Annotated in this window: 16 protein-coding genes; 5 read left to right on the top strand and 11 right to left on the bottom strand. The window is 67.1% G+C overall.

The window, feature by feature from the left end; genetic code table 11:
- Positions 1-47: 47 nt before the first annotated feature.
- Positions 48-464, bottom strand: coding sequence for an MGMT family protein (locus ACQCSW_RS07575; RefSeq protein ID WP_426990193.1), 417 nt, complete (start codon positions 462-464; stop codon positions 48-50).
- 63 nt (positions 465-527) lie between these two features.
- Here ACQCSW_RS07575 and ACQCSW_RS07570 point away from each other — a divergent pair, with 63 nt between their 5' ends.
- From ACQCSW_RS07570 to ACQCSW_RS07555, 4 genes are all read left to right on the top strand, one after another.
- Complete coding sequence (locus ACQCSW_RS07570) at positions 528-1,235, top strand: 3'-5' exonuclease (protein WP_426990192.1); 708 nt, start codon at positions 528-530, stop codon at positions 1,233-1,235.
- 306 nt (positions 1,236-1,541) lie between these two features.
- Complete coding sequence (locus tag ACQCSW_RS07565; protein ID WP_426990191.1) at positions 1,542-2,477, top strand: ABC transporter substrate-binding protein; 936 nt, start codon at positions 1,542-1,544, stop codon at positions 2,475-2,477.
- A 17-nt stretch (positions 2,478-2,494) separates the two neighbouring features.
- On the top strand, positions 2,495-3,259 hold the full coding sequence (locus tag ACQCSW_RS07560) for an amino acid ABC transporter permease (protein WP_056343886.1): 765 nt from the start codon (positions 2,495-2,497) through the stop codon (positions 3,257-3,259).
- Positions 3,256-3,993 (top strand): amino acid ABC transporter ATP-binding protein, encoded by a 738-nt coding sequence (locus ACQCSW_RS07555; RefSeq protein ID WP_426990190.1) that lies wholly within the window; start codon positions 3,256-3,258, stop codon positions 3,991-3,993. The genes ACQCSW_RS07560 and ACQCSW_RS07555 overlap by 4 nt, the downstream gene beginning before the upstream one ends.
- Positions 3,994-4,118: 125 nt before the next feature.
- Here the strand turns inward: ACQCSW_RS07555 and hemL are convergent, their stop codons facing one another.
- The 10 genes from hemL to hemE form a co-directional block, all read right to left on the bottom strand.
- On the bottom strand, positions 4,119-5,438 hold the full coding sequence (hemL, locus tag ACQCSW_RS07550; protein WP_354251320.1) for a glutamate-1-semialdehyde 2,1-aminomutase: 1,320 nt from the start codon (positions 5,436-5,438) through the stop codon (positions 4,119-4,121).
- A gap of 78 nt (positions 5,439-5,516) precedes the next feature.
- Positions 5,517-6,635 (bottom strand): LLM class flavin-dependent oxidoreductase, encoded by a 1,119-nt coding sequence (locus ACQCSW_RS07545; RefSeq protein WP_426990189.1) that lies wholly within the window; start codon positions 6,633-6,635, stop codon positions 5,517-5,519.
- Positions 6,636-6,678: 43 nt separating this feature from the next.
- Positions 6,679-7,659 carry a porphobilinogen synthase gene (gene hemB / locus ACQCSW_RS07540; protein WP_426990188.1) on the bottom strand — a complete coding sequence of 327 codons (981 nt, stop codon included), beginning with the start codon at positions 7,657-7,659 and terminating at the stop codon, positions 6,679-6,681.
- A complete protein-coding gene (locus ACQCSW_RS07535; RefSeq protein ID WP_426990187.1) occupies positions 7,656-8,531 on the bottom strand; it encodes a uroporphyrinogen-III synthase in 876 nt (291 codons plus the stop codon). The genes hemB and ACQCSW_RS07535 overlap by 4 nt, the downstream gene beginning before the upstream one ends.
- Complete coding sequence (gene hemC / locus ACQCSW_RS07530) at positions 8,518-9,501, bottom strand: hydroxymethylbilane synthase (protein WP_426990186.1); 984 nt, start codon at positions 9,499-9,501, stop codon at positions 8,518-8,520. The genes ACQCSW_RS07535 and hemC overlap by 14 nt, the downstream gene beginning before the upstream one ends.
- Positions 9,498-10,760, bottom strand: coding sequence for a ferrochelatase (locus tag ACQCSW_RS07525; RefSeq protein WP_426990185.1), 1,263 nt, complete (start codon positions 10,758-10,760; stop codon positions 9,498-9,500). Before ACQCSW_RS07525 ends, hemC begins: the two co-directional genes overlap by 4 nt.
- Positions 10,757-11,458, bottom strand: a complete 702-nt coding sequence (hemQ, locus tag ACQCSW_RS07520) for a hydrogen peroxide-dependent heme synthase (RefSeq protein ID WP_354251326.1) — start codon at positions 11,456-11,458, stop codon at positions 10,757-10,759. Before hemQ ends, ACQCSW_RS07525 begins: the two co-directional genes overlap by 4 nt.
- Before the next feature lie 120 nt (positions 11,459-11,578).
- Positions 11,579-12,343: a hypothetical protein gene (locus ACQCSW_RS07515; RefSeq protein ID WP_426990184.1), complete on the bottom strand. Its 765-nt coding sequence runs from the start codon at positions 12,341-12,343 to the stop codon at positions 11,579-11,581.
- A gap of 101 nt (positions 12,344-12,444) precedes the next feature.
- Entirely contained in the window at positions 12,445-13,887 is a 1,443-nt protein-coding gene (locus tag ACQCSW_RS07510; RefSeq protein WP_426990182.1) for a protoporphyrinogen/coproporphyrinogen oxidase, read from the bottom strand.
- 4 nt (positions 13,888-13,891) lie between these two features.
- Positions 13,892-15,010, bottom strand: a complete 1,119-nt coding sequence (gene hemE / locus ACQCSW_RS07505; RefSeq protein WP_426990181.1) for a uroporphyrinogen decarboxylase — start codon at positions 15,008-15,010, stop codon at positions 13,892-13,894.
- A 157-nt stretch (positions 15,011-15,167) separates the two neighbouring features.
- On the opposite strand from hemE, the gene ACQCSW_RS07500 reads away from it, so the two are divergent.
- Positions 15,168-16,481 carry a glutamyl-tRNA reductase gene (locus ACQCSW_RS07500; protein ID WP_426990180.1) on the top strand — a complete coding sequence of 438 codons (1,314 nt, stop codon included), beginning with the start codon at positions 15,168-15,170 and terminating at the stop codon, positions 16,479-16,481.
- Positions 16,482-16,546: the final 65 nt, after the last annotated feature.

Below are 16,546 nucleotides of genomic sequence, written 5' to 3'. Positions count from 1 at the left end.
TGATGTGCGTGTGGACTTGGCGGGGTCAACTACGGGGATTGTTACGCTCACACAGACATTTCATCATCAGCCACCGACAATCTATGCAGCCGCCGCTCCAGCTGCTCCGCAAGGGCGTCGATCCGGTCGAAGTCATCCTCGCCCGGGGCCCAGCGTGCCGCCGTCAGGTCCACCCGCCATTTGCCTTCGCCGGTACGCAGGAAGGCATCATAGTTGCCGAGCAGCGGCGTCCCCTCCTGCAGGTAGCGGCGGAGGGCTTCGGCCTCGTGGCCTTCCGGGCCTTGGCCGCTTGCCTTCAGGATGCGCCACCACGCGACCTGGCCGCCGTAGTGGCTCATGGCGTGGCCCACCTGCCGGGGACCGCCGGACCCCAGCAGCTCGGCCACATCGCCGTAGGCCAGTGCGGTGCCGGGTGGAACCAGCTCGACCAGCGCGAGCACCGCCTCAATGTACTCAGTCCGCATACATCAAGATTACCGGCAGTGGCGTTGGCGAATCCTGTCGGTGCTGGCCGGTAGCGTTGAAGCATGACTTCCTGGAGCACCCTTCCCCGCGCAGCCTTCGATCTCGAAACGACCGGACGGAATTCGCGTGCCGCGCGCATCGTCACGGCGTCGGTCACCGTGGTGGACCACAAGGGGGACGTCATCACCGAACACGAATGGCTGGCCGATCCCGGCGTCGAAATCCCTACCGAGGCCAGCGATATCCACGGCGTCACCACGGAGCAGGCCCGGCGTGAGGGACGGCCGGCCCATGAAGTCACCGGGGAGCTCGCAACGGTCCTGCAGGACCTGTTCGACGCCGGCATTCCGGTCATTGCCTTCAACGCCAGCTACGACTTCACCGTCCTGGCCGCAGAGTCCGCCCGCTACGGCGTCCGGCAGTTGAGCCGTTTCCCCGTCCTGGACCCGTTCATCATGAACAAGCAGGTGGACCGATACCGCAAGGGTAAGCGCACACTGACGGCCTTGTGTGAGGAATACGGCATCACGCTGGACAACGCCCATACATCGGCCGCGGATGCTCAGGCCACCCTCCGGATGCTGGATGCCATGGCCATCAAGTTCCCGAAGCTCAAGATGCCGGCCAGCCAGCTTCACGAACTGCAAAAGGACTGGGCGGTCAGCCAAGCGGCGGACTTCCAGAACTACCTTCGTAAGACCAAGCCTGCCGCCGTGATCGAAGGGGAATGGCCCGTCCTTCCACCCGAAGACGCCAGCAGTGAATTCTAGCTGAGAGCTAACTCACAATTAGGCCGGAACCGCGGACTGCCACCGCACGAACCCTCAGATTCGGCCGCAAAGGCAGCATTCAGTCATCAGATGTTCAGGAAGAGTTTCCTTCACCCAATAATTCGGCTTGGAGCGCATTTTGGCAAGTCTTTATTCGCCCGAAAGCGTTGAAAGCCGGAAATGAGATGATTAAGTTCAGCGGTAATCCCGCCCCGGCCGGCCGGCATTGGCGAGCAAGGCGCCAGGCGCCACACGCGCAGCCTTCGGCCCGGTTGAACTTATGACTCTGATGAAAGTGACTTTCTCATGAAGACCAAAGCCATGAAGTGGCTGACCAGCGTTCCCGTCGCGGTTGCCCTTGCTGTCTCGCTGGCCGCCTGCGGCAGCGGAACTGCCCAGCCGAGCGGCACGCCCACCGATGCCCTCGCCGGCAGCGACCAGCAGACGCTGGACAAGTACACCACCGCCAACGTCACGCCGCTGGACCAGATCGACAAGACCAAGCTGGGCCTCAACACCGAAGGCAAGCTGGAGGTCGGCACGCTCTCCGACGCGCCGCCGAACATCTTCATCGACCCCGCCGGCAAGTTCACCGGCTACGACAACGAACTGCTGCGCGCCGTTGCCGGCAAGCTTGGCCTCGAAGTTGAATTCGTGGCCACCGATTTCTCGGCGCTGCTCTCCCAGGTCCAGACCAAGCAGTTCGACGTGGGATCGTCCTCGATTTCCACCACAGAGGCCCGCCGCGCCAATGTGGGCTTCACCAACGGCTACGACTTCGGCTTTATGGCTGTCGTCGCCAAGACCGACAGCGACGTCAAGGGTTTCGCAAACCTGGATGCCAATGTCCGCATCGGCGTCGTCCAGGGCACGGTCCAGGACGACTACGTCACCAACACCCTGAAGCTCGAGCCGGTCCGTTTCAAGGACTACGCCACCGTGTACGCCAACGTCCGCAACGGCCAGATCGATGCCTGGGTTGCACCCTCGCAGCAGGCCACCGGCCAGGTGAAGGAAGGCGACGGAACTGTCATCGCCGAGTCCGTGGTGAACACCCAGAACTTCACCGCCTACGCAGTGAACAAGGACAACAAGGCCCTGATCGATGCTTTGAACTCCGGGCTGGACGCTGTGATTGCTGACGGTACCTGGTCCAAGCTGACCAAGGAATGGTACCCGGACCGCGAGACTCCCGCCGACTGGAAGCCGGGAAGCAAAGCTGCTCCGGCTCCCCAGAGCTGATCTGGGCCTAACCGCTTATGGATCTCCTGGACCAGCTGGGTGAAACGTTCCTCAACTGGGAGGAAATGGCGAAAGTCGTTCCCTCCCTTCTCACGGTGGGCTTGCCCAACACCCTGATCCTGGCCTTGGCCTCGGGCATCCTCGGCTCCCTGCTGGGGTTGCTGCTCGCACTGATGGGTATTTCCCGGAATCCGGTGGCCCGCTGGGCAGCCCGGATCTACACCGACCTGTTCCGCGGCCTGCCCGCCATTCTGGTGATTCTGGTGATAGGCATTGGGCTCAGCCCCATTGCCCGGGAACTCACCGGTAACCGGAACCCGTACCCGCTCGGAATCCTGGCTCTGACCCTGATCGCCGGCGCCTACATCGGTGAGATCTTCCGCTCCGGTATCCAGAGCGTGGAGAAAGGCCAGCTGGAGGCTTCGCGTGCCTTGGGGTTCAGCTACGGCAAGTCCATGCGCCTGGTGGTGGTGCCGCAGGGCATCCGCCGCGTGCTGCCTGCCCTGGTGAACCAGTTCATCTCATTGCTGAAGGATTCCTCCCTGGTGTTCGTGCTGGGCCTGGCTGCCTCCGACCGCGAGATCTTCCGGATCGGAAATGACGCCATGGCCAATACGGGGAACCTTTCCCCGCTGGTGGCCGCCGGCGTTCTGTATCTGATCCTGACTGTTCCGCTGACGCACTTCGTGAACTTCATCGACAACCGGCTCCGTACAGGCCGGCCGGAGAAGAAGGAACCCGACGAGCTGGCGGCACCTATCGGCAAGGGGGCACAGGCATGACGGAATTTACTTCCGGCACCCTGACCGGCAAGAACCTGCACCTTTCGTTCGGGCATAACCATGTGCTCCGCGGCATCGACCTCCACGTGGAGAAGGGCACCACGGCTTCGGTCATCGGTCCGTCCGGCTCCGGAAAGTCGACGCTCCTGCGCGTCATGAACCGGCTGATCGAACCGGACCAGGGCGACATCCTGCTGGATGGCCGGTCGGTCCTGAAGGACAACCCGGACGAGCTGCGACAGCGGATCGGCATGGTGTTCCAGCAGTTCAACCTGTTCCCGCACAAGACAGTGCTGGACAACGTCTCGCTCGCGCTGCGCAAGCTCCGGAAGCTCTCCAAGGACCAGGCGCGCGCCGAAGCCCTGGAGCAGCTGGACCTGGTGGGCCTCAAGCACAAAGCTGACGCCCGCCCGGCCAACCTCTCCGGCGGCCAGCAGCAGCGTGTCGCGATCGCCCGTGCGTTGGCCATGAAGCCTGAGGTGATGTTCTTTGACGAGGCCACCTCCGCGCTGGACCCGGAGCTGGTGAAGGGCGTTCTGGCGCTGATGGCCGACCTCGCCAAGGGCGGCATGACCATGGTGGTGGTGACCCACGAGATGGGCTTCTCCCGCAACGTCTCAGACTCTGTCACGTTTATGGACGCCGGTGTGGTGGTCGAATCGGGTCCGCCCGAGCAGATCTTCACGGCGCCCGCAACGGACCGCCTGAAGAGCTTCCTTTCGGACGTGCTGTAGGCGCACCAACAGAGAATCCCCGTCTCCCGGACTTTTCCCCTACGCATTGTGCGGGGATTTGTCCGGGAGGCGGGGATTTCCTTGCTTAAGCCGTTGCCGGCGCGGGAGGGCTGCCGACGCCGGCGCTAGGCTTGCGCGGCAGCTGCGGCCCTTGCGGCGGCCGGGAGAGCGTCAAAGATCCGGTTCATCGCGGCGTCGTCGTGCGCTGCCGAGAGGAACCAGGCCTCGAAGACCGACGGCGGCAGGTAAACGCCGGATTCCAGCATGGAGTGGAAGAACGGCGCGTACCGGAAGGTTTCCTGGGCCTGGGCGTCGGCGTAGTTGTGGACGCCGTTGGCGGACGTGCCGAACGCGACGGAGAAGAGGTTTCCGGCGAACTGGACGGAGTGGTCCACGCCGGCACTGTCCAGTGCAGCGGACAGCGCCGAGGAGAGCTCCAGCGAGCGGGCGTCCACAAACGAGTAGACGTCGCGGGTGGCGTGCGTCAGGGTGGCTACGCCGGCTGCCATGGCCACCGGGTTACCGGACAGTGTCCCGGCCTGGTACACCGGGCCGAGGGGCGCCAGGTAGTCCATAACGTCGGCACGCCCGGCGAGGGCCGCCGTCGGCATTCCGCCGCCGATGACCTTTCCGAAGGTGAGCAGGTCAGGGGTCCACGGGTCCGCCGCGTCAGGAGCGCCGCCGGTGAGCCCCCAGTAGCCGGAGTAGCCGGTGCGGAAGCCGGTGAGCACCTCGTCCAGGATGAGCAGGGCACCATGCTCGCGGGTGATGCGGGACAGCCCCAGGTTGAAGCCCTCACCCGGTGTCACCACGCCCATGTTGGCGGGGGCGGCTTCGGTGATGACGGCCGCGATGTTCGGCCCGTGCGCGGCAAAGGCGGCTTCGACGGCGGCGAGGTCGTTGTAGGGCAGGACCAGCGTTTCGGCGGCAGTGGCTTCGGTGACGCCGGCCGAGCCCGGCAGCGCCAGGGTGGCAACGCCGGATCCTGCAGCAGCAAGCAGCCCGTCCAGGTGGCCGTGGTAGCAGCCGGCGAACTTGATGATGAGGTTCCGGCCGGTGAAGCCGCGGGCCAGCCGGACTGCCGTCATGGTGGCTTCGGTGCCGGTGGAGACCATGCGGACGCGTTCGGCGGCCGGCACACGCTCCTGGACGATGGCAGCCAGGTTGGCCTCATCCGGGGTGGACGCACCGAAGGAGAGGCCGCGGTCAACCGCCGCATGGACGGCCTCAAGGACGGCCGGGTGGGCGTGTCCCAGCAGCGCCGGGCCCCAGGAGCAGACCAGGTCAACGTATTCCTTGCCGTCGGCATCGGTCAGGTATGGACCCTTGGCCGACACCATAAACCGCGGGGTTCCGCCCACCGAGCCGAAGGCACGGACGGGTGAGTTGACGCCGCCGGGCATCAGGGTCTGGGCACGGGCGAAGAGGTCTTCGGAACGAGTCATGCCCCTATTCTTCCATCCCGTGCGGTGGCATCCGGCGCCACGCCACAGGCGGGGCGCCGGATACGGTGGCCGCCTGGCTCAGCGGTCCGCGTGCATGTCCGCAAGCTTGTCTGCGACCAGTGGCGCCACCTTGGAACCGAACAGTTCGATGGAGCGCATCATCTGCTCGTGGGGCAGCGTGCCGCTGCTGTACTTCATCTCGAAGCGGTCTGCCCCGAGCGTGCCCTTCAGCCGGGCGATCTTCGCCGCCACCGTTTCCGGCGAACCAATAAACAGGGCACCGTCCTCGTCGGCCGCGGCTTCGTACTCGCCGCGCCCGGCCGGTCCCCAGCCGCGCTCCGCGCCGATCTTGTTCCGGGTGGCGAGCCAGTGCGGGTAGTACTCCTCGAGGGCCTGCTCGTCAGTCTCGGCCACATAGCCGGGAGAGTGCACGGAGAGTGCCTGCGGTTCCTTACCGGCTTCGGTGAGGGTGCGGCGGTACAGTTCGGCGTAGGGACGGAAGCGCTCCGGTTCGCCGCCGATGATGGCCAGGACCATGGGGTAACCGTAGGAGGCGGTGCGGACCACGGACTGGGGCGATCCGCCTACCCCGATCCAGGTGGGAAGCAGGCGGCCCTCTACATGCGGGTACACCATCTGGCCCCGAAGCGATGCCCGGGTCCGGCCGTCCCAGTTCACCGGGTTCTGGGACCGCACGCGGTCATAAATGTCCAGCTTCTCCTCGAACAGGGCGTCGTAGTCGCCCAGGTCGTAGCCAAAGAGCGGGAAGGACTCGGTGAACGAACCCCTGCCCAGGATCACTTCGGCGCGGCCATTGGAGACGGCGTCGAGGGTGGCGAAGCGCTGAAAGACGCGGATAGGATCGTCCGAGCTCAGGACCGTGACCGCACTGCCGAGCCGGATGTTTTCCGTGGCCGTGGCGATGGCTGCCAGCACCACGTCCGGCGCGCTGACGGCGAAGTCCCTACGGTGGTGCTCCCCCACGCCAAAGGAGTGGAGTCCGACGGCGTCGGCCACCTTGGCCTGTTCCACCACCTGCTGCAGGACCTCGGCGTGGTGCTTGGGTGCGCCGTCGGCAGCCAGGTCGACGTCGCCGAATGTGCTGACGCCAAGCAGGATGGTGTCCGCCGGGACGGGGGCGGTGGGGTTGCTCGAGGTTGACGGAGTGGTTACGGAAGGCTCGCTATTTTCATGCATACGCATACAAACCACAGAGCGTCCGGAAACATTCCCTGCCGCGTCAGGATTCCTTCAGCCAGCCTGCAACTTCGGAGGCCCAGTAGGTCAGCACGGTGTTGGCGCCGGCCCGTTTGATGCCAAGGATGGATTCCGTGATGGCACCCCGCCGGTCGATCCAGCCGTTGGCGGCGGCGGCCTCGATCATCGCGTACTCACCCGAGATCTGGTAGGCCGAGACAGGCACAGGGCTCATGGCGGCGACGTCGGCCAGGATATCCAGGTAGCTCATGGCCGGCTTCACCATAACCATGTCTGCGCCTTCCTCAAGGTCCAGTTCCACCTCGAGAATGGCTTCGCGGCGGTTGGCGGCGTCCATCTGGTAGGTACGGCGGTCGCCCTTGAGCTGCGAATCCACGGCTTCACGGAAAGGGCCGTAGAAGGCGGAGGCGTACTTGGCCGCGTAGGCCAGGATGACGGTGTTTTTGTGGCCGGATTCCTCGAGGGCCTGGCGGATAACGGCGATCTGGCCGTCCATCATGCCGGAGGGGCCCAGGACGTGGGCGCCGGCGTCGGCCTGGGCCACGGCCATCTGGCCGTAGATTTCCAGGGTGGCGTCGTTGTCCACGTAGCCGTCGGCATCCAGGACGCCGCAGTGGCCGTGGTCGGTGAACTCGTCCAGGCAGACGTCGCCCATGATGACCAGGTCATCGCCCACCTCGGCGCGGACGTCGCGGATGGCCTTGTTGAGGACACCCTCTGGGTCCAGGGAGGCGGTGCCGCGGGCATCGCGCACGGCGGGAACGCCGAAGAGCATGATGCCGCCGACACCCAGTTCCACGGCTTCCGCGGCGGCGCGCTTGAGGGAATCGGTGGTGTGCTGCACAACGCCGGGCATGGAGGTGATGGGCGACGGTTCGCTGAGGCCTTCGCGGATGAACGCGGGCAGAATCAGGTCCGCCGGAGCCAGCCGGTATTCGGCGGTGAGCCGGCGCATGGCGGGCGTGGTGCGGAGGCGGCGTGGGCGGTGGTTCGGAAAGCTCATCGGGTGTTCCCTTCGTTGGCGAATGCGGTGCCCAGGGCGGCAACGATGCCGTCCGGCGTGGGGACTTGGGCGGTGGCCGCCACCGGGATGCCGAGGGCGGCAGCTTCTGCCGCCGTCGGGCGTCCGATGGCGATGAACCGGCAGCGGCCCAGCGGCAGGAGGGTCGCGGCGATGCGGCGGGCAGCGCTGGGTGAGGCGGCGACGACGGCGTCGAGCGTCCCGGCGTCGAGCTCCCTGCGGGTCTGCGACTGACTGAGCTCACGGGGAGAGCCATGGTGGGAGACCCCGACGGCGGACGGCAGTTCCGCCTCCAGGCGGAGTCCCGGCCGGGCCGGGAAATCCACGGTGCGGTAGGCCACGACAGTGGTGACGTTGGCACGCTTGGCTGCCAGGCCAGCGCGCAGTGCAGGCGCAGCGATGTCTGCCTGTGGCAACAGCACGCGCACCGGGGCGGCGGTCCACAGGTCCACGAGCCCTTCGGCGGACTGGATGTCCACCGGGGCCAGCGCCACGGGGATGCCCGCGGCCTCCAGTATCCGCCGTGAGGACGGTCCGATCGTGGCCACGCGCGTTCCCGCCGGAACCAGTGCAGCTGGCGTGGTCCCGCGCTCGGCTGCCTTTTCCACAAGCATGCGCACGGTGGTGATGCTGCTGACCACAAGCCAGTCGAAGCCACCGGCCGCCAGGGCATCCAGGGCGGCATCCAGAGCCGGCTGGTCCGCAGCCCGTTCAAAGTCGATGAGCGGCAGGACCAGCGGTTCGGCCCCCAGGCTGCCGAGCAGCGCGGCCAGCGGCCCGGCACGGTCGGCGCTCCGGGTGATCAGGACGCGCCGACCGCCGAGGGTGCCTGCCGGTGCATCAGGATGCGGCAAGGTCCGCGATCTCCGCGGCGCCGGCAGCCAGCAGGAGCTCGGCCACCTCGATGCCAAGCAGCGTGGCACCGACTTCGGTGAGACCGTCTGTTGCTTTCTTTTCGCGCACCGTCCTGGTGCCGTCCACGGCGCACACCGCTGCCTCGAGGTACAGCATGCTGCCCTTGCGGTAGGCGAAGGCGCCCACGGGGGCGGTGCAGCCGGCCTCGAGGCGGGCCAGCACGGCACGCTCGGCGGTCACGGCGAGGCGGGTGTCCTCATCGTTGAGCGCGGCCAGGGCCTGCGCCAGCACACCTTGCGAACCTTCGGTGGAACCGGCCTTGCGCGGGGCGTCAGCCGTCCTGCATTCAATGGCCAGCGCACCCTGTCCGGGCGCGGGCAGCATCATGTCCGTCTCGAAGAATTCGCTGACGGTGTCCAGGCGGCCGATGCGTTCCAGGCCGGCGGCGGCCAGCACGACGGCGTCGAGGTCGCCTGGTGCGCCTGCTGCGTTGCCGGGCAGGCCGGGCACGCGGCCCAGGCGGGTATCCACATTGCCGCGGATGTCCTGCACGTCCAGGTCAGGGCGGGCGGCACGCAGCTGGGCGGCGCGGCGCGGAGAGCCGGTGCCCACTTTGGCGCCGAGCGGCAGATCAGCCAGTTTGAGGCCGTCGCGTGCGCACAGGACATCCCGCACGTCGGCACGCTTGGGCGTCGCGGCGATGGTGAGGCCCAGTGCGGCGCCCGTGGGGAGGTCCTTGAGCGAATGCACGGCGACATCGCAGGTGTCCTGCAGCAGGGCATCGCGCAGGGCGGCGACAAACACCCCGGTGCCGCCCATCTGGGACAGTGATCCTGTCTTGACGTCGCCCTCGGTGGTGATGTGTACCAGCTCCACGGGGAAGCCTCCGACGGCGGCCAGCTGGTCCGCCGTCTGCTGGGTCTGGGTCAGGGCGAGCTTGCTGGCCCTGGTGCCGATCCGTACGGTCACAGGGATCCCTCTTCCCCGGCAGCGCCCGCGGACGCTGCCGGATATGCGTCATGTCCGGTGCCGACAGTGGTGTCGGCTCCGGCGATGGTGGGCTTCTCGCCGCGGAAATTGGCGCAGCATCCCGGCCGGCAGACGTCGTACCAGGGGCCCAATCCGGTCACGGCGGGCCGGTCGCTGATGTTGTTGGCGAGCGTCCGTTCGGAGATGAGGTCCACCAGTCCGTTCACAAACTTCCGGTGGGTGCCCGGGGTGGGTACACGCGTGGCGTCCAGGCCGAGGTTGCGGCAGGTCTCCAAGGCTTCGGTGTCCAGGTCCCAGACAACTTCCATGTGGTCGCTGACGAAGCCCAGCGGGACGATGACGATGCCTTTGATGCCCTGGTCCGCCAGGTCGGCGATGGCGTCGTTGATGTCCGGTTCCAGCCATGGGACGTGGGGCGCGCCCGAGCGGGATTGGTAGACGAGGGACCAGGGTGCGGTCAGGCCGGATTCGGCCTCCACACGGCTGATGACAGCTGCGCCGGTGGCCAGGTGCTGGGCCACGTACGCGGAACCTTCCTCGAACTCGCGCGGCTCGTCCCCGGACCGTCCGGCGGCCTCGGCATCCCGGGTAGGGATGGAGTGGGTGGCAAAAAGAATGTGCACGGGGGCGTCAGGAGTTCCGGCGGCAGTGAGCTGCGCCCGCACGTCCGCTATCCCGGCTGCGGTTCCTTCAATAAAAGGCTCCACAAAGCCGGGATGGTCGAAGTACTGACGGACCTTGTCCACCTCGAGCCGGCCGTCCAGCCCCGTCTCCGTCAGGGCGATGCCGATGTCCTCGCGGTACTGGCGGCAGCTGGAGTAACAGGAGTAGACACTCGTGGTGACCATCAGCAGTCTGCGGTGGCCGGCGTCGTACGCGTCCTGCAGGGTCTGCGGAATGTAGGGGTCCCAGTTGCGGTTTCCCCACAGCACGGGGAGCTCAATGCCGCGGGCGGTGAGCTCCGCTTCCAGGGCTGTCTTGAGCTCCCGGTTTTGCTGGTTGATGGGGCTGATGCCGCCGTTGGCACGGTAGTGGTGGGAAACCTCTTCGAGCCGCTCATCCGGGATCCCGCGGCCGCGGGTGACATTGCGCAGGAACGGGATGACGTCGTCCTGGCCCTCGGGCCCGCCAAAGGAGGCCAGCAGGACCGCGTCATAGTTTTTGGGCGCCATCCGGCCGGCTTCGGTGGCCGGGTTGATTCCGCTGACCGCGGCGCCCGCCGCAGGATCGGGGGTCATGCCAGGACCTCGGCAACCTCGGCCGGGGTGATGCGGCGGCCGGTGTAGAACGGGATTTCCTCCCGTACGTGATTGCGTGCTTCGGTGGCGCGGAGGTGGCGCATCAGGTCCACGAGGTCCACCAGTTCGGGGGCTTCCAGTCCCAGGATCCACTCCCAGTCGCCCAGGGCGAAGGAGGATACCGTGTTGGAGATGACCTGCGGGAACTCCCGGCCCAGCATGCCGTGGTCGCGCAACATCTTGCCGCGTTCCTCCTCGGGCAGGATGTACCACTCATAGGAGCGCACGAACGGGTAGACGCAGAGCCATTCGGCCGGAGCCACACCACGCGAGTATGCAGGTGTGTGGTTCTTGGCGAACTCGGCTTCCCGGTGGACGCCCATGGCGGACCAGACAATCTCGGTTCCGGCGAAAAGCGTGCTGCGGCGGATGTCGCGGATGGCCTGCTGCAGCGCTTCGGGCTTCGGGCCGTGGAGCCACACCATTACATCGGCGTCGGCGCGCATAGCGGAGACGTCGTAGCTGCCACGGTGCGTCACGCCCGCCTCGGCCATGCGGACCAGCAGGGCATCGAAATCGGCGGCAGCGTCAGCGCTGCGCACCAGCTCCTCAGACCGCTTGAAAACAGTCCAGAGAGTGAAGAACTGCTCGGCTGATTCTTCGGTTTTAGTGACAGATTCGGCAGAAGTGTGGCTCATGGTTACCATTTTGCCCCTTCCATACCGCCAAGTCGAAACCAGCGACTTCTACAAGACGTAGAAGTGCTTAAGGTCACAGGTTCGGCGCAGTGTAGGTCTTGAGCCGATTCGGCACCGAGGTCAGATCCGGCGGATCCGGGCAAAAAGGAGTCCTGCAGCTCCGGCGGACCCCACCAGCCCCACCCCAAGCCAGACCTTTGCAGGTTCGGCCGCCGCGGCTGCCTCCGTGGCCGACGCCATGTCCTCCCGGCTGGCGGGCGCGTTACCGGGGCGCTTTGGGTTGGAGACAGGGGTGGCGTTGTGGGCATCCTGCGTGGGCTGGTCCGCAGCAGGATCGGCTTCCTGCCCGGCATCCTCCGTCCCGCCGGCAGGCGCACCGGGGTGGCCGTTCGGCTGCGTTCCTGCCGGTGAACCGGCATCACGGGACGTGCTGAGCGGCGCCGGAGCGCTCGACGGCGACCCGGGGCTCTGGGGCGCCGTACCCTGCGAAGTTGCGCCCTGCGGCGCTGGGCTGGCAGACGTCGGAGCGGACGACGTCGGCTCGGACGAGGTGGGCGCCGTGGATGTAGGGGCCGGAGACGGGGTAGCCGTGGCCGTCGGAGTGGAAGAGCTTGAGGGCGCGGGAGTCGGCTCGGGTGAGGCTGTGGAACGTCCGCCGGAACCGCCCACGAGTACATTCAGCAGGCCATTGACCCCGTCGAGGTCCCCGTCGGCTGCAACCTCGGCGGACACGGTGGGATCAGTGCTGCCATCAGCCGCCTGGGATGCCGGCACGCCGGCGGACAGGACCAGTACCGCTCCGACGGCAGCCGCTGCAGCGCCACGCCGGAGTCCCCCATGGATACTGGTCCGGGAACGGGAAAATTCGGACCTGTAGATAACCATAGTTATCGACCCTAGCCACATCAGGGGGTGGATTGAAAACCGGAAACCGCACCCCGGGGTGGTCCCTTCAAGGCCCATAGTCCACTGAACAGGGGCGATGGTCAGCTGAGCAGGCTGCGAATTTCTTTTCTCGTATCGGCCACCACGGCGGCGAGTCCGTTGCCTGCCACCCACCCGCCCACAATGCCGAGGCCGGCCTCTGCCGCACAGAGTTTCCTGACCTCGGCCACCCGGGCTTTGTGTCCCACGGCCGCGAACGGCAAGGCCCCTTGCCACCTGACAACATCCCAGCCGACAACGTCGGTCCCCTGCACCGGGACGTCCAACAGGGCCGAAGCGTCATGCAAGGCAGCTGCCAGGAGTTCCGTGTCGAGGGCTGGGGCGGAATCGCCGGCTTCCGGGGTCGCGGCTTCCGAGGCTTCCAGGCGGCCGTAGGAGAGCCGCAGCACGTGTGTCCCGGGACCTGCCGCAGCGCCCAGCCAATCCCACTTCGCGGTTGCATGCGTAAGGGCTTTTGCCTGGATGCCCGGTGTCTGGGGGGATACCAGGATCCCGGTGCCCCGCGGTCGGCGGTCGAGTTCGGGCAGGTCCACCACCAGGGTGACGAGCCGGACGTCCGGCCCGCTTTCCGGGCTCCTGCCGGCGAGGGCGGGTACGGCCTCCTGAAGCAGCCCCACGGCTGCCGGGCCGGGCAGCGCCACCACCAGCAGGCCGCCGTCGTACGTTGTGTCACCGGCGGTGACCCGCCACCCGTCCGCCGTCCGTTCGACGGCGTCCGCGGCTGTTCCACTCATCAGAGTGACCCCGCGGCTGCGGAGATCGCTGAGCAGGGCCACCACCAGGGTGTGCATCCCGCCTTCCAGGCCGGCGACGGCGGAACCCGCCTTTGCGACGGTCGGCTGGGTGGAACCGCGCCGCTGGGCGGCCACCGCGGCTGCGAGGGAACCGTGCTCACGGATTCCGGCTCGGAGGCCGGGGGCCACCATGTCCACGTCCAGGAGACCGGGGTCCGCGGAGTGCACGCCGCCCACCACCGGGACCACGAGGCGATCCAACACGCGGCGGCCCATCCGGGCGCGCACCAGCGCCGCGACGCTGGTGACGTCCGCCGACGCGCCGATCGAAGCCGGCAGGTACTTATCCAAGGACGCCCGGAGCGAGCCCACAAATCCCAACGACCGCCTGACCTCCGGGTCCCAAGGGTTGGCGGGAATGCCCAGGACTCCGGTCTTGGGCAGTTCGCGCGCGCCGTCCGGAAGCTGCACCCAGGCCCCGCCCGGGCGGGGCACCACAACGTTGCCGCCGAGTCCCAGTTCATCAGCAAGGTCAGCCACGGCGGAGGAGCGTGTGGCGAAGGACTCTGCTCCGCTGTCCAGGGTGAGGCCGGCCACCACGTGGCTGCCCACACAGCCGCCCCAGGATGCTGTGGCTTCCAGGACGGTCACTGCGTGTCCGGCAGCCGCCAGCTCCCGTGCGGCCAGCAGGCCGGAGATGCCGCCGCCCAGGACGAGGGCGGCCTGGGCCGGTGTCAAGGAGCTGCCCACGGTCCTACTCCGGGGAAATGGAGTGGATGAGTTCCACAACCCGGGTCAGGACCGTGGGGTCGGTTTCCGGCGGCACCCCGTGGCCAAGGTTGAGCACGTGGCCGGGCGCAGAGGCGCCGGCCGCAATGACCGCACGCACATGGGCTTCCAGCACTTCCCAGGGCGCGGACAGCAGCGCGGGGTCGATGTTGCCCTGCAGCGGCACCGTTCCGCCCAAGCGCCGGTTGGCCTCATCCAGGGGAAGACGGTAGTCCACGCCCACCACGTCCACGCCGACGTCGCGCATCGCAACGAGGAGCTCGGAGGTTCCGGTACCGAAATGGATCAGCGGTGCGCCGAGGTGGCGGACGTGGTCCAGCGCCCGGGCCGAAGCCGGTGCCACGAACTTGGTGTAGTCGGCCAGGCCAAGCGATCCCGCCCAGGAGTCAAACAGCTGTCCGGCGGAGGCGCCGGCTTCCAGCTGGGCTCGGAGGAACATCCCCGAGGCGTCAGCGGCCCAGTTGGCCAGAGCTGTCCAGGTTTCCGGGTCCGCGTGCATCATGGTGCGCGGGCCCAGGTGGTCACGGGAGGGTTTGCCCTCCACCATGTAGGCGGCAAGGGTGAACGGGGCACCGGCAAAGCCGATCAGCGGGGTTTTGCCCAGCTCGGCGACGGTCAGCCGCACGGCTTCGCGGATCGGTTCCAGCGCTTCCCAGGTCAGCTGCGGCAGGGCGGCAACGTCTGCAGCCGTGCGCACCGGCTTGTCCAGCACGGGGCCCACACCCGGCACAATGTCCACGGCAACGCCGGCGAGCTTCAGCGGAATGACGATGTCGGAGAAGAAAATGGCAGCGTCCACGTCATGGCGCCGGACGGGCTGCAGCGTGATTTCGGCCGCCAACTCCGGCCGCAGGCAGGAATCCAGCATGGCCACGCCTTCGCGCACCTTCAGGTATTCCGGCAGGGAGCGGCCGGCCTGCCGCATGAACCACACCGGCCGCCGCGACGGCTTGCCGCCACGGTAAGCGGTGATGAGGGGCGAATCTGCGGTGCGGCCATCCATCAGCGGATGGCCGGCAGCAAGGGCACCGTCGTTAGACAGGACACTAGACACGGCATTGGACACGGCGGAGCTGGAAGTCATGCTTTGATTGTGCCCAAAATCGGCCCTAAAAGATAACGACAGCCTGTCACCTGCAGCCGCCCGGGACGCACCGTGGCAGGAATCACGGCCCTCCACCGCCCGTGGCCGTTTGCCGGGTTGTTCTACCGGGCAACGAAAAAGCTATGATAGGTCTGCTGTGGTTCTATTTTCATTGGTGGCTACACACGCCGACATCGACCTTGAGACCGTTGCTCAACTGAGCAACGGTGCTTCCGGGATCGCTACGTCCGCACTCTCCGGATCGCCGGCAGTGACGGGCGCGGTGGTGCTTGCCACCTGCAACCGCTACGAAATCTACGGCGAAGCTCCCCACGCGGACGATGTTGAGGCTGCCCGGGCGGCTCTCGTGTCCGAGATCAGCGGCCTGAGCGGACTCAACGAACAGCTCGTGTCCCGCTCCTTCAGCACACGCACCGGCCCCGAAGTCAGCCAGCACCTTTTCGCCGTCAGCGCCGGACTGGACTCCGCCGTGGTGGGTGAACGTGAAATCGCCGGCCAGGTCCGCCGCGCACTCATCACTGCCCAGCACGAGGGCACTGCCAGCTCAGGCCTGGTCCGCCTCTTCCAGGCCGCGTCCAAGACGGCCAAGGATGTCGGGGCACAGACCGCCCTCGGTTCCCGGGGCCTGTCCATCGTTTCAGTGGCGCTGGATCTGGCCACAGATCTTTCCGAGAGCCACGACTGGTCGGCGAAGAAGGTCGTGGTGTTCGGCACCGGCGCCTACGCCGGCGCCACCATGGCGCTGCTCCGCGAAAGGGGCTGCACCGACATCTCCGTGTTCTCCTCTTCAGGACGCGCCGAAGCGTTCGTCGCCACCCGCGGCGGAACAGCGCTGGACAGCGATTCCCTGCCGGTAGCCGTGGCGGCGGCCGACGTCATGATCGGCTGCAGCGGCTCCGACACCCGGGTCGAGGCCGGCGAACTTGCCGGGATCCGCGCGGACTCTCCCCGGCCGCTGATCGCGATTGACCTCGCCCTCACCCACGATTTTGACCCGGAAGTCGGCCAGCTCGACGGCGTCGAGCTTCTCACGCTGGAGTCCGTGCGTTTGGCGGCACCCCAGGAACAGGCCGAGTCCCTCACCCAGGCCAGTGGCATTGTGTCCGGCGCGGCCCAGGCCTTCGAACAGGAACGGGAAGCCCGCTCGGTGGATTCCGCCATTGTGGCGCTCCGCCGGCACACCATGAACGTCCTGGACGCGGAAATGGAACGCGTCCGTGCCCGCCACGGTTGCACGGCCGCCGCCGAGGAAGTGGAGTTCGCCCTCCGCCGGATGGTCAAGCAGCTGCTGCACGTGCCCACTGTCCGTGCCCGTGAGCTCGCCGCCAACGGCCAGCAGGACGACTACGTGTCGGCGCTCGAAACCCTCTACGGCATCACCGTGGAGCAGCCGGCCACCGCAGCGCAAGCGGAGTGCCCCGTGGACCACCGGGGCCTCGAAACCGCCTGACGCGACGTTGCCCTATCAGTTTTGGCTCTCAACCCACCGTTTTAGCGACCAAAAGTGATAGCGCA

The organism is Pseudarthrobacter sp. Y6 (assembly GCF_050156205.1).
In the GTDB taxonomy this organism is placed as follows: domain Bacteria; phylum Actinomycetota; class Actinomycetes; order Actinomycetales; family Micrococcaceae; genus Arthrobacter.
The sequence above is the reverse complement of the archived record's forward strand: the minus strand, read 5'-3'. Positions and strand labels throughout refer to the sequence as shown.